General features: G+C 58.8%; 17 protein-coding genes and 1 pseudogene. 9 read left to right on the top strand and 9 right to left on the bottom strand.

What is annotated here, in order from left to right:
• Positions 1 to 14: 14 nt before the first annotated feature.
• The 3 genes from CKV99_RS00565 to CKV99_RS00575 are packed head-to-tail and all read right to left on the bottom strand — an operon-like array spanning position 15 to position 4,946.
• Entirely contained in the window at positions 15 to 2,450 is a 2,436-nt protein-coding gene (locus CKV99_RS00565; protein ID WP_092259856.1) for a serine/threonine protein kinase, read from the bottom strand.
• Positions 2,443 to 3,432 carry a glutamate ABC transporter substrate-binding protein gene (locus CKV99_RS00570; RefSeq protein ID WP_092259858.1) on the bottom strand — a complete coding sequence of 330 codons (990 nt, stop codon included), beginning with the start codon at positions 3,430 to 3,432 and terminating at the stop codon, positions 2,443 to 2,445. The genes CKV99_RS00565 and CKV99_RS00570 overlap by 8 nt, the downstream gene beginning before the upstream one ends.
• A complete protein-coding gene (locus CKV99_RS00575; RefSeq protein ID WP_092259860.1) occupies positions 3,432 to 4,946 on the bottom strand; it encodes a hypothetical protein in 1,515 nt (504 codons plus the stop codon). Before CKV99_RS00575 ends, CKV99_RS00570 begins: the two co-directional genes overlap by 1 nt.
• Before the next feature lie 81 nt (positions 4,947 to 5,027).
• On the opposite strand from CKV99_RS00575, the gene CKV99_RS00580 reads away from it, so the two are divergent.
• From CKV99_RS00580 to CKV99_RS00600, 5 genes are all read left to right on the top strand, one after another.
• Positions 5,028 to 5,495 carry an NUDIX domain-containing protein gene (locus tag CKV99_RS00580; protein WP_092259862.1) on the top strand — a complete coding sequence of 156 codons (468 nt, stop codon included), beginning with the start codon at positions 5,028 to 5,030 and terminating at the stop codon, positions 5,493 to 5,495.
• Entirely contained in the window at positions 5,488 to 6,447 is a 960-nt protein-coding gene (locus CKV99_RS00585; RefSeq protein ID WP_092259864.1) for an ABC transporter ATP-binding protein, read from the top strand. The genes CKV99_RS00580 and CKV99_RS00585 overlap by 8 nt, the downstream gene beginning before the upstream one ends.
• A complete protein-coding gene (locus CKV99_RS00590) occupies positions 6,448 to 7,182 on the top strand; it encodes an ABC transporter permease (RefSeq protein WP_092259866.1) in 735 nt (244 codons plus the stop codon).
• A 175-nt stretch (positions 7,183 to 7,357) separates the two neighbouring features.
• Positions 7,358 to 9,127: a glycoside hydrolase family 3 protein gene (locus CKV99_RS00595; RefSeq protein ID WP_092259869.1), complete on the top strand. Its 1,770-nt coding sequence runs from the start codon at positions 7,358 to 7,360 to the stop codon at positions 9,125 to 9,127.
• A 48-nt stretch (positions 9,128 to 9,175) separates the two neighbouring features.
• Positions 9,176 to 10,099: an HAD family hydrolase gene (locus tag CKV99_RS00600; RefSeq protein ID WP_092259871.1), complete on the top strand. Its 924-nt coding sequence runs from the start codon at positions 9,176 to 9,178 to the stop codon at positions 10,097 to 10,099.
• Between the two features lie 112 nt (positions 10,100 to 10,211).
• On the opposite strand, the gene cls is transcribed toward CKV99_RS00600, so the two are convergent.
• The 6 genes and pseudogenes from cls to CKV99_RS00635 all read right to left on the bottom strand — a co-directional run bounded on the left by cls (position 10,212) and on the right by CKV99_RS00635 (position 16,207).
• Positions 10,212 to 11,693 carry a cardiolipin synthase gene (cls, locus tag CKV99_RS00605; RefSeq protein ID WP_231910118.1) on the bottom strand — a complete coding sequence of 494 codons (1,482 nt, stop codon included), beginning with the start codon at positions 11,691 to 11,693 and terminating at the stop codon, positions 10,212 to 10,214.
• Position 11,694: 1 nt separating this feature from the next.
• Positions 11,695 to 12,492 (bottom strand): exodeoxyribonuclease III, encoded by a 798-nt coding sequence (locus CKV99_RS00610; RefSeq protein WP_092259875.1) that lies wholly within the window; start codon positions 12,490 to 12,492, stop codon positions 11,695 to 11,697.
• Between the two features lie 89 nt (positions 12,493 to 12,581).
• Positions 12,582 to 13,125: pseudogene (locus tag CKV99_RS00615) on the bottom strand (response regulator transcription factor).
• A 337-nt stretch (positions 13,126 to 13,462) separates the two neighbouring features.
• Entirely contained in the window at positions 13,463 to 14,026 is a 564-nt protein-coding gene (locus CKV99_RS00625; RefSeq protein ID WP_408607546.1) for an ATP-binding cassette domain-containing protein, read from the bottom strand.
• 556 nt (positions 14,027 to 14,582) lie between these two features.
• Positions 14,583 to 15,611 carry an N-acetylglutamate synthase, CG3035 family gene (locus tag CKV99_RS00630; protein WP_092259879.1) on the bottom strand — a complete coding sequence of 343 codons (1,029 nt, stop codon included), beginning with the start codon at positions 15,609 to 15,611 and terminating at the stop codon, positions 14,583 to 14,585.
• Between the two features lie 23 nt (positions 15,612 to 15,634).
• Complete coding sequence (locus CKV99_RS00635; protein WP_092259881.1) at positions 15,635 to 16,207, bottom strand: peptide deformylase; 573 nt, start codon at positions 16,205 to 16,207, stop codon at positions 15,635 to 15,637.
• Between the two features lie 16 nt (positions 16,208 to 16,223).
• On the opposite strand from CKV99_RS00635, the gene CKV99_RS00640 reads away from it, so the two are divergent.
• From CKV99_RS00640 to CKV99_RS00655, 4 genes are all read left to right on the top strand, one after another.
• Entirely contained in the window at positions 16,224 to 16,457 is a 234-nt protein-coding gene (locus tag CKV99_RS00640) for a DUF3263 domain-containing protein (protein WP_231910119.1), read from the top strand.
• Positions 16,458 to 16,467: 10 nt separating this feature from the next.
• Positions 16,468 to 17,304: a LytR C-terminal domain-containing protein gene (locus CKV99_RS00645; protein ID WP_143063457.1), complete on the top strand. Its 837-nt coding sequence runs from the start codon at positions 16,468 to 16,470 to the stop codon at positions 17,302 to 17,304.
• Positions 17,304 to 18,440, top strand: coding sequence for a glutamate--cysteine ligase (locus tag CKV99_RS00650; RefSeq protein ID WP_092259888.1), 1,137 nt, complete (start codon positions 17,304 to 17,306; stop codon positions 18,438 to 18,440). The genes CKV99_RS00645 and CKV99_RS00650 overlap by 1 nt, the downstream gene beginning before the upstream one ends.
• A 465-nt stretch (positions 18,441 to 18,905) precedes the next feature.
• Entirely contained in the window at positions 18,906 to 19,817 is a 912-nt protein-coding gene (locus CKV99_RS00655) for a hypothetical protein (RefSeq protein ID WP_092259890.1), read from the top strand.
• Positions 19,818 to 19,854: the final 37 nt, after the last annotated feature.

Below are 19,854 nucleotides of genomic sequence, written 5' to 3' on the forward strand. Positions count from 1 at the left end.
GGGCTGAAAGGCCTTTAGAACCAGGTGGTGGGGCGCACCTGGTTGGCCATATCAACCAACGCGTACCGGTGGCGCGGGTAGGGGGAGAGGCGGGCTTGTTGGCGCAGAGTGTAGGCCAGGCCGGAGCGGAGCCCGTTTTGGGTGAAGTCAAACTCGAAGAGCTGGTTGGGTGAGGCGGCTGCATCGACGCCGGCGTCGCGCAGAAAGTTCAGCCCGGCGCTGAGTACAGCGATCTTCATCTGGAGAAAGCGGGGCTCGTTGGTGGGGATCTCTTCCAGCCGGCGGGCTGCGCGCCGGATGCGGGATTCGGTGAGTTCGTGGGCAATCAGGTTCAGTATGGAGGTCAGTTGTGCCATGCGGTGATGGCGGGAGCTTTGTGGCACTTTGTCGAGCGCCATCACAGCCAGCTCAACTTGCCCTTCGGCCATCAACTGCCGGGCCAGCCCGAACGCGGAGCTGACCGTAGTGGGGTTAGTCAGCCACACCATGGAGTACAGGCGCATGGCGTTAAAACGTAGATCCACGGGTTTGGTGGTGAGGTGGGTCCAGTCGGCAGTGAGGTCTTCAAACGTTTCTGGGTCGAGGGTGCCTAGGTGTGAGGTAATACCACTGGTGGCACGTGCTGTGGCGTCGTCGAGAAGCGACTGCCCAACCATCCCGTGTGCCTGCAGCATCAGCTCGTCGACTGCCGCGATGGCGAGTTTCGGGGCGGCCTCGCCGGGCAAGATTTCCAGTACTCGGACGAAGAATTGTTGGGCGCCGGTGTAGTCGTCGAGAAGCAGTTCAGTGATGCCGGAGTACCACTGGAAGCGCCAGTTGTTGGATAACTTGTCGGACAGTGAGGCCAGCCAGTTGCGTGCTTGCGCCGTCAGGCCGAGCTCGAGCATGGCGCGGACCACGGCGAACGGGATTTCGGCGGAGTGCTCATACTCAGAAGTCTGCATCGCTTGGCGCAGCGATTCGAGCGTTTCCTGCGGTTCGGCGTAGGAGGAGCCGGACAGCATGGGGGCGGCCACATCGTCGCGGTTGATCAGGGGGGTGGGCAGCGCGGTGACAACTTCTTGGGCGGTGATTTCGACGGTGCGGTCGATGCCGTCGAGCAGCTGGTCGGTGCGAAACACCAGGTGTTTGGTGCCAAAGGTGGTTCTTTGCGGCGAGAACAGGGAGTGTTGCGCCGGGTAGGTCACCCCGTCACGCAGTGCGATGACTTCGCGCAGCACGCCGAAGAGTTGGGGTTCAAGCTCGCTTATCGACGAGAATCTGCGTGCCGGATCGGGGTGGCAGCAGCGTTGGAGGAATCGATAAAAGGAGAGGTAGCGCCTAAACGTGGGTTCTTTGGTGGGCGAGGGGAAGCCTTGCCGGTAGATGCCGTTTTGTTGCGGCAGGTGCACGGTCAGTGCGGCGAGTGTGCGCCCAATGGTGTAGATGTCTGAGGCGATCGACGGGCCTTCGGTGGATACTTCGGGAGCTTGGAAGCCTTTGGTGCCGTAGATAAAGCCGAACGCGCCGATGCCGGATACCGCACCTAAGTCGATGAGTTTGACCTGGTCTTCGGTGACGATGATATTGTCCGGCTTGAGGTCGTTATAGACCACTCCTCGCGAGTGCAGGTAGTCCAGTGCAGGCAGCACTTCGAGGATGTAGGCGATGGCCACGTCGATCGGCAGCACGCCTTTGTCTTGGGCGTTGCGGCGTACGCGTAACGACGGCCCACCCACGAACTCCATCACGATGAAACCGCCGGGTACACGCGGATCATCGATAAAGTTGAAAATCTTCACGATGCCGGGGTGCGTGATATCCGCCAGAAACTCCCGCTCAGCTTCGGCGGCGGCGGTTTCGTCTGCGGATTTTTCCGCCTGTAAACCCTTGAGCACCACTACACGTTCGGACACAAAGTGGTCTTGCGCCAGGTAGATCCAGCCCATGCCGCCGTGCGCGATCACGCCGAGTACTTCGTATTGGCCCGCGACCATGTCGCCCGGCAGCAGTTGTGGCGCCGAAATCCCTTTTTCCCTCTGAGCTTCCTTCGGGTCGATCAGCGCGTCGGTTGGCTTCGTCGGCGGCACCCACGGCAGTTCCACCATGCCGTCCGCGACGGTGCGGGAGGTACGCCGCGTGCCCCTGCGCGAGCGGAAGGTAGACAGCGCTTGACGACGCGCCCGTGTCGACGTGTCCTCTTGCTCCTGCGATCCGTGTGAATCACGCAAGGAGTCGAGGTCTTTGAGCAGGTGGGATAGCTCGCCCAAATCGGTGTACTCGTCATCATCGTCACCGTATTCATCGTCGGCGAATGGGTCGAAAGCAACAGCGGCGGTGCCGGGTTCTGTGCCACCAAGCTCTGTGCCACCAAGCTCTGTGCCACAGTCATCGTCGTCTGCGAATGGGTCGAAGGCGACAGCCTCAGTGCCCTGCTCCTCGGGCCGGATGGGCTGGTTGGGCTTATTCATCGTCGGGTTCTTCCTCCCGGTAAGTCAGCTGCGGTGGGCCTTGCGAGTGGAGGTAGGGGCCGAACCATTGGTTGTACATATCCCACCACGTGCCGTCGCGGCGGATCCGTTCAAGGGTGGAGTTGACTTGGCGCACCATGCCGTCATTACCTAATGCCACACCCACTCCATAGGCCTGCCGCTCAAGTGGCAGGGAGACGATGGTGGTGGAGGGGTCTTGTGCTGCCATGCCCGACAGGATGGTGTCGTCGGCAAGCACCGCATCGGCCTGGAATTGCTGTAACGCGAGCAGGCAGTCGGCCCACTTCGTAGTGAGCAACAGTTGTGCATTCGGTGCTTCCGTGCGGGCGGTGTTGACGGCAGTGGAGCCGTCAGCCACACACAAGATGCCATCGCCAACGGAGTCCACCGTCGAAATGTCCGAGCCGCGTGGCACCAAAAGCCGCAGATTAGCGTTCAGATACGGGGCGGAAAAGGCCACTATGTTCTGGCGGGGGCGCGTAATCGTCATGGTGCGGATCACAATATCCACACGCCCTTCCCGCAGTGCACTAGCGCGGTCGGCCGAATCGACGAAGCGGAAATCCACCGGTTGGTGAGCACCGAAAATGTCGTTGGCGATTTCTCGTGACAAATCCACCTCGAAGCCCTCCAAATCGCCGGTCACCGGGTCGCGGAAGCTCAGCAAATGCTGCGACTGGTCAACACCCACGATGAGCCGACCGCGTTCATACACTTCAGGAATCCGCTCCTGCGGTGTGGCATCATCAGGCCGTAAGGAACCATACGGCTTTTCATCCGGCTCAGGTTCGGGTGGTGTGGCGTCGGCAGGCTCCAGCCGGGACCCGGCGGGCAATGGTGGGCCAGAGCGGTTGACCGGTAGGGGCTCAGGTGGGGCGGACGGGGTGTCGGCAACACACGAAGTCAGCGTGAGCGTGCCGACGAGCACACCAGCCAGGACCGCACACATGGACCGTCGCATCACATGTACTCCTGGATCCGAGGGTGAATACCCAACCAAATCGCAACAATCGATAACAACGACAGCACCATCACTGACGCGGCCACCAAGTTGGTTGCGGCAAGCCCATCATTAATAAAATTACGCAGCGACTCGCGGGAATCATTGATCAGCTCGGACAAAATGGCATCCAACCGCTGGTAAGACTGTGCAGCCGTCGGTTCCTCTTGAGGCGGGGAGACCTCACTGGTGGCCACATAGACGGCTTCTTCATAATCGCCGTGATCCATGGCAACACCTAATCTTTCGTGTGCTGCCCGCCAATCGTCCAGGCTGGTGCGTGCGATGCGAATCAGGTTAGTGTTCGTGTCATTTTCGGCATTGGACAGCGCCTGCGACACCGCGGCATACGTCTCATCGAATGAGGTAGTAGTCTGGCCCTCCACAGAGGTGCGACGCACCAAGGCCAGCGTCTCTTCGGTACGCGATTGCTGCGCCGCAATCCGGCTGGTGGTCAGCTCATCCCACGGTTGGGCAGCTTGCTCGAATCCGCGGTTGCCAGCCACCCAGGTGCCCACATTCGAGACCACCACCCACAGCACAGCAATACTCATGAGCGCGGTGGCCGCCAAGAAACCACGGTTGAGGCGACGGTGTGTCACGCGTGCCAGCCACACTTGTGCCAGCACCAGGAAAAAGATCGCTGCAAGCAAGCCCGAAAGTGGGAACAGCTGCGGGAATGCTAAGCGGCGCTGCTCTGTGGACACCTGGCCGCGCGTGATGTCGAATAAGCGCGACGCCATCGGGAGCAACTCTTCGCGCATCAATGCCGAGGCATCAGACATATAGGCCGCGCCAACGGGGTTGCCCATCCGGTTATTAGTGCGCGCTGTTTCTATCATGCCGGTATATATCGGCACTTGGCGTTGAATTTCAACCACCAAACCCTGGACCTCGTCAGCTGCTTCAATCTCCGAATCTGCCGCATAAGAAAGCACCAAGTTCGCAGCCAAGACGGCTCTGTCGATCGCAGCGTTATAGGCAGCGCGCTCCTCCGCAGTTTCTACCCCGCTGTCCACGAAGCTGGTCGTAGCAACGGTGTCGGCCTGTGAGAGCGAGGTGTACAGCACGTGCGTGGAATTACTCATCGGTTCAGTTGCTGTGACCAACGTGTCCAGAGACGCTTGGCGCGCCGCCGATGACTGCGACATCGCTGAACCCGCAGCGAACAGGGCAAGCGTCAAAAAGACGGTACCTGCCACCATCGTGCCTGGTGTGGTGGACACAAAAGACCACGTGCGCCACGCCCATTGCGCCGGCATGCTAAACGATTCGCCGAGCCGATCTTTCCACGATTTGTGCTGCGGTCGGTCATGAATCCGGTCCAGCCAAGCGTCTTCCCCGATCTCGTGTTCGTGGAAATCGTCCGGCCCGTCGGGGCCGTCGGCAAGTGCGTCGTCGTGAAGCGCAGCAGCGATAACGTTGTCGAGCTCACTGTCTGGGCTCGACGCATGATCTGGTGTGCTGCGCCTCATACTTGTACCCTATCGTGACCTAGTCGGTGATGACCACTTGGAGGTTCCTGCAAAACCTCATTTAAGGCTACTCTGGAATTCATGATTGGTGACGGCAATGGCTGGCTTGACGGTCCAGGTGGTGCGCGGCTGTGGGGCCGCTACGGTGCCGCCGGGCTATTCCTGCAGGCTGGGAACCAAGTGCTGCTGCAACACCGCGCTGAATGGACCGCCAACGGGGGCACCTGGGCACTACCCGGTGGTGCCCGCGACAGCCACGAAACACCCGTGGAGGCTGCCCTCCGGGAGGCCAAGGAGGAGACCGCGCTCGACCAGGATCTAGTGCGAGTCACCGGCGCGCTCATCACGGCCGGACCGTTCGCATCAGGCTGGAGCTACACCACAGTAACCGCGCGCACACGAAACGACGAACAGATTCCGCTCACTGCGAACGAAGAATCCTTGGAACTGCGTTGGGTTGACCTGGAAAATATTAACGAATTACCGCTATTACCTGCGTTTGAACGCTCGCTGAAGCAAGTTTTATGGCACGCTAGTACCCATGATTGAAATACGCGGCCTGACAAAGCGATACGGTCAGGTCCAGGCGGTCAATAACCTCACTTTTGATGTGAATCCGGGTGTGGTTACAGGCTTTCTGGGCCCCAACGGTGCAGGTAAAACCACCACGATGCGGTTGATTTTGGGATTGGATGCTCCCACCGCGGGCATCGCCACCATCAACGGCAAAAAGTATCGTGACCTGAGCAAACCACTACAAATCGTGGGAGCGCTACTCGACGCAAAAGCCACGCACCCCAACCGCTCTGCACGCAGCCACTTGCTGTGGATGGCCCGGGCATCGGGGATCAGCTCCTCGCGTGTCGACGAAGTACTTGCCCTCGTGGGGCTGTCCGATGTCGCCAGGAAAAAAGCGGGTGGCTTCTCGCTAGGGATGGGCCAGCGACTTGGGCTAGCCGCCGCAATGCTGGGCGACCCAGAAATCTTGATCCTCGACGAACCGGTCAACGGTCTAGACCCCGAAGGGATTCGGTGGGTCCGCGGCCTGCTGCAGTCGCTGGCGAAGGAAGGCCGCACCGTCTTGGTGTCGTCCCACCTGCTGTCCGAAATGGCGTTGACTGCCGAAGACCTCGTGGTGATCGGCCGTGGCCGACTGGTAGCCGATACCTCGGTGCGCGAGTTTATTAAGGATCACTCCACCGTGACCACCGTGGTGCGCACCCAGCACTACGAAGAGTTCAAGTACGCCCTCAGTGTTGAAGGCATCGCCTTCACGGAGGCCCGCGACGCGGAAAACCGCCCCACCCTCGAGATCGCCGACCACGGTTCGGACGAGATCGGTGCCCTTGCCTACTCCACTGGAGTCATGCTGGCAGAACTGGCAGAACGCCAAGCATCGCTCGAGGACGCATTCCTCCAAACCACCGAGGATTCCGTCCAGTACCAAGGCGGAGTTGGACAGCTACCTGCAACCACGCAGACCGAAGGGGAGGCCAAGTAAATGATCGTGCGAAACATGCTTGCTGAATGGACAAAACTGCGCACCACCGCCTCGTTCTGGTGGACCACCGCACTCATCCTCGCGTTCACGATCGGCTGGACCATCCTGTTCGCCGCGCTCGACAGTGCGGAAATGCCGGTCTACGAAATATTGCTGGTCAGCTCTGGCTTCTACACCTTCTCGCTGGCTGTGATCATGATCCAGGCGATCATGATTGTCACCACCGAGTACCGCTTCAAAGTCTCCGGCACCAACTACCAAGTCACCCCACGGCGGTGGGAAGTAGCGGTGGCAAAACTGCTGCTCTACGTCATCATCGCGATGGCGCTCACATTTATCACACTGGTGATTTCCTACACGGCAGGAGATGCAATTGCAGAACACTCCGTGGAATGGACCAGCAAAGAAACAGCTCAGCGCAGCTTGTGGGTGTTGCCGTTGGCTGTGGCTATGGTTGTGGTCTTTTGTCAGGGCATCGCCTGGATCATCCGCCAAACCGCCGGCGCTGTGTCACTGGTGCTGGTGTGGTGGCTCATCCTCGAGGGCATGTTCAACCTCATCCCCAAGGTTGGCAGAGACATCTACAAGTACGCACCCTTCAATAACCTCAGGCAGTTTGTTATGGATCTGCCCAGCACCGATTGGGGTATCTGGACCTCGTTTGGGATTTTCTCCGCGTTTGCCGCTGTCTTCTGGGTTATTGGCCTGATCCTGCTGGAAAAGCGCGACGCCTAGGGCTTTGTCGATAAGCGACGAGCGGATTGGGTTTCCCGCTGGTCAACGCATGAACCGCCACACCAAAGCCAATAAAGTGATACGATTCACAGTGAAGGCACCCAAGTGTCGGATATTATCATTACACTTAGGGATGAAACCCGTCCTAGAACACACAACTCAAGGAGTTTGTCACATGGTCGATTTGAAAGCTACCCCCTATAACCTCGATGACGAGGCTGTGAAGTGGGTTGAAGAAACTCTCGCAAACATGACCGACGAAGAAAAGATCGGTCAGCTCTTTATCAACATGGGTTCCTCGCGCACCGAGGAATACCTCAAGGATGTCCTGGATAACTACCACATTGCTGGTGTCCGCTACCAAAAAGGCCCGGCCGACGAGATCTGGGAACAGAACCGCATCCTGCAAGATAACGCAAAAATTCCTCTGCTGATCGCAGCGAACACCGAGGCAGGCGGCGACGGTGCTGCTAACGACGGCACTTACGTTGGTTGGGAAGTCAAGATTGCTGCTACCGACGATCCAAAGTACGCCTACGAGATGGGCCGCATCTCCGGGCTCGAGGCATCCGCTATCGGCTGTAACTGGTCGTTCGCGCCGATCGTTGATTTGAATAATAACTGGCGCAACCCAATCATCTCCGTTCGCACCTGGGGACAAGACCCAGACATGACACTCGAGATGTCCAAGGCCTATATGAAAGGCATCATGGAGCACAACATCATGCCTGCTGCGAAGCACTGGCCTGGTGACGGCATCGACGAACGCGACCAGCACCTCTCATCGGCTCCGAACTGGCTGTCCATGGAAGAATGGGACGAAACCTTCGGCAAGGTGTACAAGGGACTTATCGACGCTGGCCTGCCGTCCATCATGGCTGGCCACATCGCTCTGCCTTCTTACCAGAAGCACTACAACCCGGAGATGACCGATGAGGACATCATGCCGGCAACCCTGTCTTACGAGATCACCACCCAGCTGCTGCGTGAGAAGCTTGGCTTCCAGGGTGTTGTGGTCACAGACGCATCCCACATGGTGGCGATGACCGGTGCAATGCCTCGTCGTGAAGTACTGCCAACCGCCATCATGGCTGGCTGCGACCTCTTCCTGTTCTTCAATGACCCAGAGGAAGACTTCAACTGGATGATGGAGGCATACAAGGACGGTCGACTCACCGAGGAGCGCCTCAACGAGGCAATCACCCGCACTTTGGGCCTGAAAGCAAAGATCGGCCTGCACAAGATGAGCCGCGAAGACATGCTCAAGCCGAAGGACGAGGCAATGGCCACCATCGGCCTGCCAGAGTCCGAGGCTGTCGCAAAAGAGGTTGCGGACAAGGCGATTACCCTGGTCAAGAATCAGGACAAGCGCTTCCAGCCTCTGCCCATCTCCCCAGAGAAGCACAAGCGTGTGCTGATCGTCCCAATCGAGGGCTCCCCGAACCCGATGGCATCGCTTGGCGGTGGCTCCGGCCGTCCAGCCAATAAGTTGGCCGAGAAAATGGAAGAGCGCGGCTACGAGGTGGAGGTCTTCGAAACCCTGCTGGATAAGGCTAAGGGCAAAGGCGACGACGAGCTGGCCAAGCTGGTCATGAGCGCTTACGAGGGCAAGGCTCCAATCTCGGATATCACCGACAACTACGACCTGGTCATCTCTGCCGCGAAGGTTAACGGCTTGATGCAGCCGATCGAGCGTGTGTACTGGCCATCCACGAAGGGCACCATGGATATCCCATGGTACGTCCACGAGGTACCCACCATCTTCATCTCGTTCGCGTGCCCCAACCACCTGCCGGATGTCCCACAGATCAAGACGTTCATCAACGCCTACGACGACAAGGACTACACCTTGGACGCAGTGCTGGACAAACTAGAGGGCAAGTCTGAGTTCACCGGTGTCTCGCCTGTCGACGCGTTCGGTGGCCTGCCGGATTCTCATATCTAAAACAACCACCCGCAACGATCACCCGCAACGACAAGGAGACACAATTATATGTCTGACAAGATGCCAGAGCGCGCACAGGTCCTCCTGGATCTGGAGCCAACTTCCGAGTTTTTCGTAGGTATTGACTCCGATGGCTGCGCCATGGACGCCATGGACATCAAGCATTACGAGTGCTTCACCCCGTCCTATATCAAGGGTTTTGATTTGCAGGCTGCATCCACGCTTGTGCGTGAGACCGCCCTGTTTGTGAACCTGTACTCCACCACGCGTGGCACCAACCGTTGGGTTGCGCTGTCTCGCTTGTTTGACCTGCTGCGCGACCGCCCAGAGGTTAAGGAGCGAGGGGTGGAGGTCCCGCAGGGCGATGACCTGAAAGCCTTCCTGGATTCTGGTTACCCGCGTTCCGACGCAGGTATCGCCAATTATGCTGCTGCCGGCAACGTTTCGCCAGAGATCCAGAAGTGCATCGAGTGGGGCGACCTGGTGAATAAGATGATCGCTTTCATGGTCAAGAACGCGGCACCATTCCCGGGTGCTCGTGAGGCCATGGAAGAGATGCAGGAGAAGGGCGTGGACCAGCTGGTCGTGTCAGCTACTCCGCTTGAGGCGCTCGACCGCGAGTGGAATGAGCACGGCCTGGCCCAGTACATGAAGGTTATCGCTGGCCAAGAGATGGGTTCCAAGGCGGATCACATCCGCTACGCCGCGAAGGGCAAGTACAAGGATAACCACATCATGCTGATCGGCGATGCCCCAGGCGATCGTGACGCAGCATTCTCCGAGGGTGTCCTGTGGTACCCAATCCTGCCGGGTAAGGAGAAGGAATCGTGGGCTCGCTTCCGCGAGGAGGCCCTAGACAAGTTCCTCAACGAGGAGTTCGAGGGCGAGTACCAGCAGAAGCTTGTCGACGAGTACAACGCTTTGCTGCCTGAGCTCCCAGATTGGCCAACGTTTTCCGGTAACAACCGCTAACGTCAACCGCTAACGTCAACTAGTAAGAAGGCCGCCCTCCGGGGCGGTCTTTGCGTTTCGCTTAATAACGAGCGCCCTGCAGCGCCCTGTAGCGCCCTCTAGCGCCCGAGCCTTACTGCAACGCGGAAGTCAGTTTCATCACGTTGTCGATGTAGCGCCTGGTCCACGGCCTTGCGTTCCACTCGTCGAGGGTGAGTTCACCGCACACGCGTAGGTAGTTCTCTGCAAGCTCAGCGATGTCATTGAGCAATGACCCTTCCACAACCATAAGCGTGTTTTCGTAGTTAAGTTGGAAAGAGCGCATATCCATATTCGAGGAGCCAATTACTGCCACGCACGAATCTAACCCGGGGTCCGCGATGGCAAACTTGGTGTGCAGAATATACGGTTCGGGAAATTCCCAGATTCGCACCCCGGCTTCCAGGAGTTGCTGGTAGTAGGCGGATTGGGCGTGGTGGACCATGAACTGGTCCGCCTTTTCACCCACGAGGAGATCCACGCGCACTCCGCGGTGGCAGGCGGTCTGTACCGCCCCGAGCAGTGACTCATCCGGCACAAAATAGGGCGAACAGATCACCAGACGCTCGCGGGCGTGGTACATCATCGAGTTGAACAATTTAAGGTTCGGCTCGGATGTGTAGCCAGGCCCCGAGGGGATGAGCTGGAGCACGTTGAGGTCGGCGACACCAGGGTCCTCGTCGCGGGGCGGTGTGATCTTCATGGTTTCGCCGGATTCGGTGTACCAGTCCACGGCGAACATCGCTTCGAGCGAGGTGACGATCGGCCCGGTCAGCTCCACCATCACGTCGATCCACTGCCGCCCAGCTTTGACATGGTTTTTCATCAGGTAGGAGCGGTCGATGAGGTTGTAGGAGCCCATGAATGCCACGCGCCCGTCCACAATCACGACCTTACGGTGATTGCGCAGGTCGGGGCGTCGGAAACGACCCCGCCAAGGCAGGAGTGGCATCATGAGTTTCCAATCAACGCCGATCTTATCGAGGTGCTTGCGGAACGCGTAGCGGCGCGGGTACTTCCATGACCCGATGTGGTCGAACATGAGGCGCACCTTCACTCCGCGTTTCACTGCGCGTTCGAGTGCATCGTAGAAAGCAGCGGTGGTGTCATCCCACGCTTGGATATAAACCTCGACTGAGACGTATTCTTCGGCAGTGTCGATAATTTCGGCCATCCGCAGCATTGTTTTTTCGTAGTCGCTCCACAGCGCTTTGACGTGGCCGTGCAGTGCGGGGTTGCCGGTGAGGCGCCGGTTGAGCTTGATGATGCCGTCGATTTCATCGGAGTAGGCGGTGCCGTCGGGCACGTCGGGTACGTCGCGTTGGACGTCTTCAACCATTACTTGCGCTTTGTGCTGGATGCGGTGGCGCCGGCGATTCACATAGGTTGAACCTAAGATCAGGTACAGGGGCAGGCCCACTACTGGCAAGAACAGGATGAGCAGCAGCCACGCATTCGCTGACCCGGGTTTGCGGCCTTCCGGCACGATGCCGATGGCGGCGATCTTGATGGTGTATTCAACGAAGAAGCCAATCCACTGCCAGGTGGAAAAATTAGCGAAGAAATCGAGTATCACGTTAGCGGACCTCGTCGAGACGTACAGCGGAAACATCGTAATCCGCGATCACCAGTGTGTGGTCTGAGGCACCTTTGCCTTCCCGTTCGTGCTTATCGACGAACACGTCCCCGACTTTCTTGGCCAATGGTGGCGTGGCTAGTTGGAAATCAATGAGCATGCCTTCGTTTTTCTGGAAGCGCATTCCTTTGTAGTCCCAGTAGGAGTAGTCGTCGTTATGCGTGATTTCTTCTAAGCCTGCCTCAAGCAGCATCTGGAAGGCTGCGCGTTCGGGTTCGGTGACGTGCGTTTTTCCTTCGAAGAAGCCGATATCCCACACGTTGTCGTCGCGTGGTGCGATGTTGAAATCGCCGCAGAACACTTGCAGCTGTGACGGGTTAACGGTGTTGGCCAGTTCGTAAAGGAAGCGTAATTTGTAGTCATAGTGTGGGTCACCAATTTCGCGCCCATTGGGTACGTACAGGCTCCACACGTCGATTCCGCCGCAGGTTGCACCGACTGCGCGGGCTTCACGGGCTTGTTCTTGTGTGGGGTCTTTGTGAAAGCCGGGTTGGCGGTCGAAGTGGTCGCGGACGTTATCCAGGCCTACACGTGAGGCAATGGCAACACCATTCCACTGGTTGTAGCCGACATGGGCAACCTCATAACCGGCGGCGTGGAAAACGGCATAGGGGAATTTATCGTCGGCGACTTTGGTTTCTTGCATGGCCAAAACGTCAATGTCGTGGCGCTTAAGAGCTGCGATGATGCGGTCGGCGCGGGTGCGGACAGAGTTGACATTCCAGGTGGCTATGCGCATGGGCTGTATTCTACCTACCCGCTGAGGTGATTTGCGCGAGCTCTGGTGTGCTGTGGTGGCTGTGGCAGCTGTGGTGGCAGCAGAGAAACTCACAGCCAACCACGCTCGCGGGCGAGGGTAAAAGCTTGGAAACGATTCGCTGCGCCCACCTTTGACATGGCCGAGGACAGATAGTTTCGTGTTGTTCCTAGCGTCAGGTGGGCGCGGTGAGCAATCTCTTCTACCGACGCGCCTTCACCTGCCAGTAACAAAAGCTCCGCTTCACGCTCAGTCAAGGGAGAATCATTTGCGTCAATGGTCAAAGCCGCCAGCTCAGGGTCGATATAGCGCCTACCCGCGTGGACCGAGCGGATAGCATCAGCAAAAGCATCCGATGAGCTGGTTTTGGGCAAGATTCCGGCGTGAGGTAACCAGCACTACCGGTAAGTCCGTTTGCTGTGCTAATGCAATACCGTCGAGGTCACCACCAAGCTGGAGATCCGTGACCAAAACATCAGCTTGGATGGAGCTGTGCTGAAAATCCTCCGCAGAATAAAACACTCCTGCTATCTGTAGGTCATCTTCCAGGCTAAACAGTGTGGCCAGCGAGTCAGCCACAAGGACCTCATCATCAACTAGGGCGAACCGGATCATAGGTGAAGCTCCACTTCAAAGGTTGTGGCAGTGTGCTCTACTGCGATAGTTGCGCTGATTGCTTGTGCTTGGCGCCGTAAACTGTCCAGACCCTGGCCGCCGTGCGGTGTGGAGCCGCCGTGCGCCTTACTGAGTGGCCCTTCGCTGCCTGACTCACGCGGCTTATTATTGGTGGTAGCAATACCCTGTGAGGTGAGCGTGATTCTCACCCACGAGGCCATGGAGTGACGCAACACATTGGTGGCGGTTTCGCGGATGAACCACGCCGCAACCTCCCGGGCGTGCTCAGGAATCTCGGGCGCGGCCCCCTCAGAGGTGACCGCGATTCCGGCCTCCTTCAGTACAGAAATCGCGCTTGCAAGTTCTTTTGCAAGGTCAGGGGCTGGTACCCCTGGACAACTTGCCGCATATCCCCGGCAGCTTGGTCAGTGAGCGTGCCTACTTTGACATCAGTACGGTGTGTGAGTTCAACGTTTTCTAAAACTTCGGTGATGGGGCGTGGGTTGGAACACAGCCCAGCCCACATGTGCATCGTTTCTTCGACAGTGAGCTGTTGTGGCAGACCACCAGATTGCAGCATGATGCCTAAGTGGGGGCGGATGTGGTGTCGGTCGTTCAACGGGTCGAGGCCCATGATGGTGACTGTTCCACCCGAGGGGCGGGCTAGGCCTTCGATCAGTTCTAGGGTAGAGGTTTTTCCTGCTCTGTTGGTTCCTAGTAGACCGTAGACTTCGCCTTGTACACTTCGAAGGATATGGGGTGTACTGCGGTGAAAGCACTTTTCCACGCCCGTAGGTGCGTGTGAGGTCGTCGACCTTGATGATGGTATCTCGCATAGTTTCCACTGAGCTTGATTGCTGTTTGTCCTGGTAGAGCCATCTGTCACTGGTGTAGATGACATTTGTCATTACGTGGTACCCAGGGGATCTGGCAGCTCTGGGGCTTTTAGATGGTTGAAAGCGGGATCCTGTGCCGCGCCGCTCGGTTCGCATTCCTGAGTTCGCATTCCTGGGTTCGCACTTTAGACTGAATGCCACTTGACCTGCAAAAATGATAATGACAATATGTCCCAATTGGTTAGAATGCGAACCCAGGATTGCGAACTTCGCCCAGCGTAGTGACAACCCCAGCTCGCCTGGCGATGCCCGCCAGCAACGCGCACAACCCACTTGAGCGGCTAACCAAAACACCCAAGCACACGATCAAACCGGGCGCACGCACCGTCACCCACGTTCTACTGTCCTGACCGTGGTGTTTAGAAAGTCTGGAGGTCAAGTCCTGGGTGGCCATAACAGTCTTGGGGGCTGGGGCTGAATTGCGGATTTGGCGGCCAAATTGGCGGCCGAAGAGTTCCCTCAGTTCCCTAATCCAGGCGCACTACTTTTGAAGCGTGCGTCTTTCGTGTCCTGTGTCCTGCGCTGCAGGCGTCCTGCAGTTTTCCACCGAGAATGTGCAGACTAGTGATCGGCGCCCAGGTGATCAGCATCCAAGCTGGCGTAGCGGTGCCGGTGGTGCTCCACAAAGCCTAGCTTTTCGTACAAGCCTATCCCGGCCTGGTTGGTGGAAATAACTTGTAGGTAGGCATGAGTTGCTTGTCGACGAACACCCCACTGAAGCATCTCTGAGCCCAGACGGGTGCCGAGTCCTTGGCGGCGGTAGTCCGGTGCCACTTCAACGGCGGAGTATCCAAGCCAGCGACGACCATCAGGGCTTTCAGTGATGGTGCCGCGGGTGATGGCAACGGTGTGGCCGTCGGTGTTGAGCAAACGCCCAAAGCCGAGTTCGCCTTCGATGGTTTGAGATAGTTCACGGAGCGCTTCCACTGGCAGTTTTTGGCCTCGGAAGTGGTACATGCCCAGCCAGTCTTGGTCAGGTTCTGCATCGATGCGGAACGTGTAGTGCTGGTTATTGTGCCCGCTTGGCGGTAGGGTATCGTGCCCGCGAGGATCGAGCGGGCACGTCATCACAAGGATCTCTGGTGATAATGTCCACCCTTCGTGCTGGGTGACCCACTTTTCAGCAGCAGCCCCAATGCGTTCAGGGATCAGCAGTTGGACGGGCATGTCGCGGGCGCGGTAGAACTCGGTGATCTCATCGATCGGCAGCGGCTGGAATCCTACCGACCTGCCCAAGGGTGTGGCAGAGTTGGAGCGCTCAGCGATCTCGTGGCCAGCGCGCGCCAGCCAACCGCCACACCACTGCTGTTCGCGGCCCGGAAAGGCCAGCGCGGTCGCAGTTTCAACAGCACGAATATCGGAGTTGCGGACCCGCCGAGGGCTCAACCGCTTAATAATGTGCAGCTCTTCAGGGGTGATTGCAATCGTCGGCAAGCTCGAAGGAAACCCCCCGACTTCCTGCGGTCGGATGACCAGCGGGTCCACAGACTCGACGTGGCCGATCACATCAGAAAAATGCTCGCCGATCTTGCGGCGTACCACCACGCGTTCGCCGACGGCGACCTCGTCGGAGCGGAAAATTCGCGACATTAATCTCTCCAGAACCGAAGGTTCTAGTGTCCGAAGGGGTCCTTATCGACCCCCGGCATCCACGTCCGCCCCGGTTCGGTCCACTGGTTGGCTTTCACCATCTTTTTCGCCTGCCGCTTGTACCGGCCGGTGAGTACATCAAGGTAAGTGAACCCGTCGAGGTGGCCCATTTCATGCTGCAGGCAGCGCGCGAAAAAGCCGTGGCCTTCCACTTCTACTTCGTTGCCGTTTTCGTCGAGGCCGGTGCACTTTGCCCAGTCGGCACGGCCCGTCGGAAAGCCCTCGCCCGGCACGGAAAGGCAGCCTTCGTCGTCGGAGCCGTCGTCGGCGGGCATGGTCTTGGGGATCTCACTGGTTTCCAGCACAGGGTTAATCAGGGTGCCGCGGCGGATTTCACCGTTATCAGGGCAAGCGTAGACAAAAATGCGCTTGTTCACACCGATCTGGTTCGCCGCCAAGCCGACACCATTGGCGGCGTCCATGGTCTCGTGCATGTCCGCGATGAGTTCCTGCAGGTCCGCGATAGGTTCGGTGACTTCTTCGCAGCGATTGTGTAGGACTGGGTCGCCGTGGATCACGATTGGTCGAATGGTCATGCCCTACAGTTTAGGCATGCCGAATGAGCTTAACGACGATGACCTCTCCCTGCTCGACTTCGAAGCGAGGGCTCCGCGTTCCGTGGGGGCGAAAGAAGATGCGATCCGACGCGAGCTAGGCATGAGTGCGGTGCGGTATTACCAGCGGTTGAACATGCTTATCGACGATCCACTGGCCCTGGCCGCTCGCCCGCAATTAGTGCGGCGCTTACAGCGTGTCCGCGACGGAAACAGAGGCGAGAGTGATTAATGTTGCGTGTGTGACTAAAGAGAACAATATTGATGACTTCTTCGATAATGCTGACTATGACGTTGACAGCGGCGGCGACAACGATGGCGTAGCTGCCTCCCACGAAACCGCATCCGCCTCCACCGGTGCTGCGGCAGGTGGCTCTGCTGGTGCTGCGGCGGGTACCTTCCCCTACCGTGGCCTCGCCATGATCCTGATCGCCGTGGCCGTAGCCCTAGGCCTCTGGGCGCTCTACGCCTTAACCCAAGGTGGTGGCGCAGAAAATAATGCTGCCTCCGGCCAGTCCAACTCCACCGCCACCGCAGACAAAAACCCCGGTGCCGCAGCTGGCAACGGTGCTGCCCAACCAGGCACCAACCAAGACCCGAACGCCCCCGCCCAGCCTGGCCAACCTGGCGCTCACAACACTAACGGCGCCCCGGGCGCTGAGGGAGCCTCACACACCGCCCCTGAAGGTGCAGCAGCTCATGGTGCGCGCGACGGCAACGCCACCAACGGAGCGTCGGAAAGCAACCAAGACGCAGGCGCCGCAGCCGCACCGAAAGCTGACGTGGTGAATGTGTACAACAACTCCACGATCACGGGGTTGGCTGCGAATGTGTCGCAAAGCCTGCGCGCCGACGGAGTAGACGTGGGCGTAGAATCCGGCAACATCCCCGAAAGCCAAATGGTGCTGGCGGAGACAACCGTGTTCTTCGACCCCGCCGTCGAAGGCGCTGAAGATAAAGCTCGCGAACTGGCAGACCGGGTCGGTGGAGTTGCCCGCGCCAATGTTGATACTCTGCCTCAAGAAGCAACTGAGGGTGGAGCACTGACCCTCGTACTGACAAGGCAGGTAAACCTCTAGTGGATCCATACCGGGACTTTGCGCGCTCACCTGAACCAACACTAGGCGTGGAATGGGAAATCTGTCTGATCGACCCCGACACACGCGACCTCGTGCCGTTCGCCGTCGAAGTCATCGAGGAAGTTGAACAACGCAACCCCGGCCTCCACCTAGAACGCGAGTTCCTGCAAAACACCATCGAACTAGTCACCCCGGTGTGCCACACCGTGCCCGAAGCCGTGGCCTACTTGGATAACACGCTGGGCAAAATCCGTGAAGTTACAGACGAACGCGGCCTGCGCCTGTGGGCCAGCGGCGGCCACCCGTTTTCCGACTTCCGCGAACAGCCCGTCAGCGCGAAAATGACGTATGCGGAAATCATCAACCGCACGCAGTACTGGGGCCAGCAAATGCTGCTGTGGGGCATCCACGTGCATGTTGGTGTACGCCACGAAGACCGCGTGTGGCCCATCATTAACGCCCTAATGACAAAGTACGCCCACCTGCTGGCGCTGTCCGCTTCCTCGCCGGGCTGGGACGGGCTAGACACCGGCTACGCCTCGAACCGTACCATGCTCTACCAGCAACTTCCCACCGCCGGCATGCCGTACGAGTTTGGCAGCTGGGCCGAGTGGGTCCAATTCATGACCGACCAGCGCACCAGCGGGGTGATCAACCACACCGGCTCCATGCACTTTGACATCCGGCCGGCCGCCAAATGGGGCACCATCGAGGTGCGCATTAGTGATGCCACCTCGAATTTGCGCGAGCTTGCCGCCATCGTGGCCTTAACCCACTGCCTGGTGGTCTACTACGATTCGCTTATCGACGACGGCGTGGACCTTCCCGTGCTGCAACCCTGGCACAACACCGAAAACAAGTGGCGCGGCGCCAGGTACGGGCTGGAAGCGCTGGTGATCACCTCGCGTGACACCGATGAGCGCTGGGTCACCGAAGAACTCGTTGAGTTAGTCGATGATCTGGCGCCGGTTGCCGAGCGCTTGGGCTGTGTCGAGGAGCTCCGGCTGGTCCTGGAAATTTTAGAGCGCGGTGCCGGCTACCAGCGCCAACGCCGCATTCACGATGTGACCGGCGACTGGCGTGCAGTAGTGGACGCCACCTGCGACGAGATGGAGCAGCTGGTCTGGCGGCCGTAGGGGCAACGAGATCGTGCCTTCTGAAGTTGCTTGTCTAGTTGCCCGGATAGCGCGCGGCTCGTGCCCTGGATAGCGCGCGGCTCGTGTCGCGGATAGCAGTGTTCGAATTCCTTAGTTCGCAATCTAGAGTTCGCATTCCTCGGTTCGAACTCTAGCCCTTTTGCAACGGTTTCCATTAACGTTTGTGCTGCTAGAGGGTGTGGGCAGGGGAGTTGGCATGCAAGGACGTCGAACTCAGGACTTCGAACTCAGGACTTCGAACTCAGGAATGCGAACCCAGGAATGCGAACCGAGGACTTCGAACCGAGCCTACTCACAGACCCAGCAGCACCCAGCAGCACCCAGCAGCACCCGGCAGCACCAAGCAGCACCAAGCAGCGCCACTCACCACCCAGCACCACCCAGAAGTGCCTGGTTTCCCGGCTCGAGTAGCGCACTCGCACGAAGTGTGCCACTCTAGAACACATGGGGGAGAAATTCTCGGGGGAGTATATTTTGTCCCAGTTTGTCAGCACCCGTTCTCACGCTTTTCGGGTGGGAAACCGCTTCGCGGATCCGGGCGACAAGCTGGTGAAAGTGTCGACACAGTGGGCGTTGCCGTCGTTCGTTGTTGAGGGCATGCCGTGGTACCAGCGCCGTTGGGCGACGGCGGTCGCTCATGGTCGCAGTGGTAAGAGCAGGGTGCTCATGGGGCGTTCGGCCGGTCGCGTGCTTGGCATGTGGGTGATCGGCACGTGGCCTGATGAAGTGGTAGAGATTGCCACGCCGAACATGTCGCCGTCGCCGAAGCACAAGTGGGCTCCAGGCTCTGTGCAAAGGAAGGCGCAGTTGGCTCAGGGGGATGTCGTCGTTAAGCACGATGTGCGTGTGACGTCACCGGTGCGCACCGCGGTCGATATTGCGCGGTTACACGGTTTCCGGGAGGGGCTGGTGGCGTTGGATTGGTTGTTGCGTTCCACGAAATACTCTAAGCAGAACGTTGCAGCCTGCATCAATTCGTTGGGCCGGGCGAAGGGGATCAATACTGCGCGCCGGTGCCTGAAGTATGCGGTGGACACGTCGGAGTCACCGTATGAGAGTTTCGCGCGCGCCATTTTGATTGAGGCGGGTTTGGTTCTGCGGACGCAGGAGTGGGTGCTCGGCGGGGTGCGCACGGACCTGTTTACTGATCCGTCGGTGTGTGTCGAAGTGGACGGCGACGGCAAATATAAGGACACCCCCGAGTTTACGATCCAGGAGGAGCGGGCCCGCGAGCGGCGCATGATGAACGCGGGTTTCGCCGTTGTGCGCACCACGCCGAAGGAGTTGCACCAGGCGCCGGCGAAGTTCGTCGATGACGTGCGGCGCGCGATTGTGCGTCAGCAGCGGGCCGCTTAACGCTTTACGACGAGCGCTTTACGACGAGCGCTGAACC

Origin of the sequence: Corynebacterium cystitidis (assembly GCF_900187295.1) — a bacterium.
Classification (GTDB): domain Bacteria; phylum Actinomycetota; class Actinomycetes; order Mycobacteriales; family Mycobacteriaceae; genus Corynebacterium; species Corynebacterium cystitidis.

Excerpts from the sequence above, each read along its gene's own strand:
- CKV99_RS00590 (WP_092259866.1), top strand. The coding sequence starts at position 6,448 with ATGATCGTGCGAAACATGCTTGCTGAATGGACAAAACTGCGCACCACC.
- CKV99_RS00600 (WP_092259871.1), top strand. The coding sequence starts at position 9,176 with ATGTCTGACAAGATGCCAGAGCGCGCACAGGTCCTCCTGGATCTGGAG.
- CKV99_RS00575 (WP_092259860.1), bottom strand. The coding sequence starts at position 4,946 with ATGAGGCGCAGCACACCAGATCATGCGTCGAGCCCAGACAGTGAGCTC.
- CKV99_RS00625 (WP_408607546.1), bottom strand. The coding sequence starts at position 14,026 with ATGTCATCTACACCAGTGACAGATGGCTCTACCAGGACAAACAGCAAT.
- CKV99_RS00595 (WP_092259869.1), top strand. The coding sequence starts at position 7,358 with ATGGTCGATTTGAAAGCTACCCCCTATAACCTCGATGACGAGGCTGTG.
- CKV99_RS00640 (WP_231910119.1), top strand. The coding sequence starts at position 16,224 with ATGCCGAATGAGCTTAACGACGATGACCTCTCCCTGCTCGACTTCGAA.
- CKV99_RS00610 (WP_092259875.1), bottom strand. The coding sequence starts at position 12,492 with ATGCGCATAGCCACCTGGAATGTCAACTCTGTCCGCACCCGCGCCGAC.
- CKV99_RS00635 (WP_092259881.1), bottom strand. The coding sequence starts at position 16,207 with ATGACCATTCGACCAATCGTGATCCACGGCGACCCAGTCCTACACAAT.
- CKV99_RS00630 (WP_092259879.1), bottom strand. The coding sequence starts at position 15,611 with ATGTCGCGAATTTTCCGCTCCGACGAGGTCGCCGTCGGCGAACGCGTG.
- CKV99_RS00580 (WP_092259862.1), top strand. The coding sequence starts at position 5,028 with ATGATTGGTGACGGCAATGGCTGGCTTGACGGTCCAGGTGGTGCGCGG.
- CKV99_RS00570 (WP_092259858.1), bottom strand. The coding sequence starts at position 3,432 with ATGCGACGGTCCATGTGTGCGGTCCTGGCTGGTGTGCTCGTCGGCACG.
- CKV99_RS00585 (WP_092259864.1), top strand. The coding sequence starts at position 5,488 with ATGATTGAAATACGCGGCCTGACAAAGCGATACGGTCAGGTCCAGGCG.
- CKV99_RS00565 (WP_092259856.1), bottom strand. The coding sequence starts at position 2,450 with ATGAATAAGCCCAACCAGCCCATCCGGCCCGAGGAGCAGGGCACTGAG.
- CKV99_RS00655 (WP_092259890.1), top strand. The coding sequence starts at position 18,906 with ATGGGGGAGAAATTCTCGGGGGAGTATATTTTGTCCCAGTTTGTCAGC.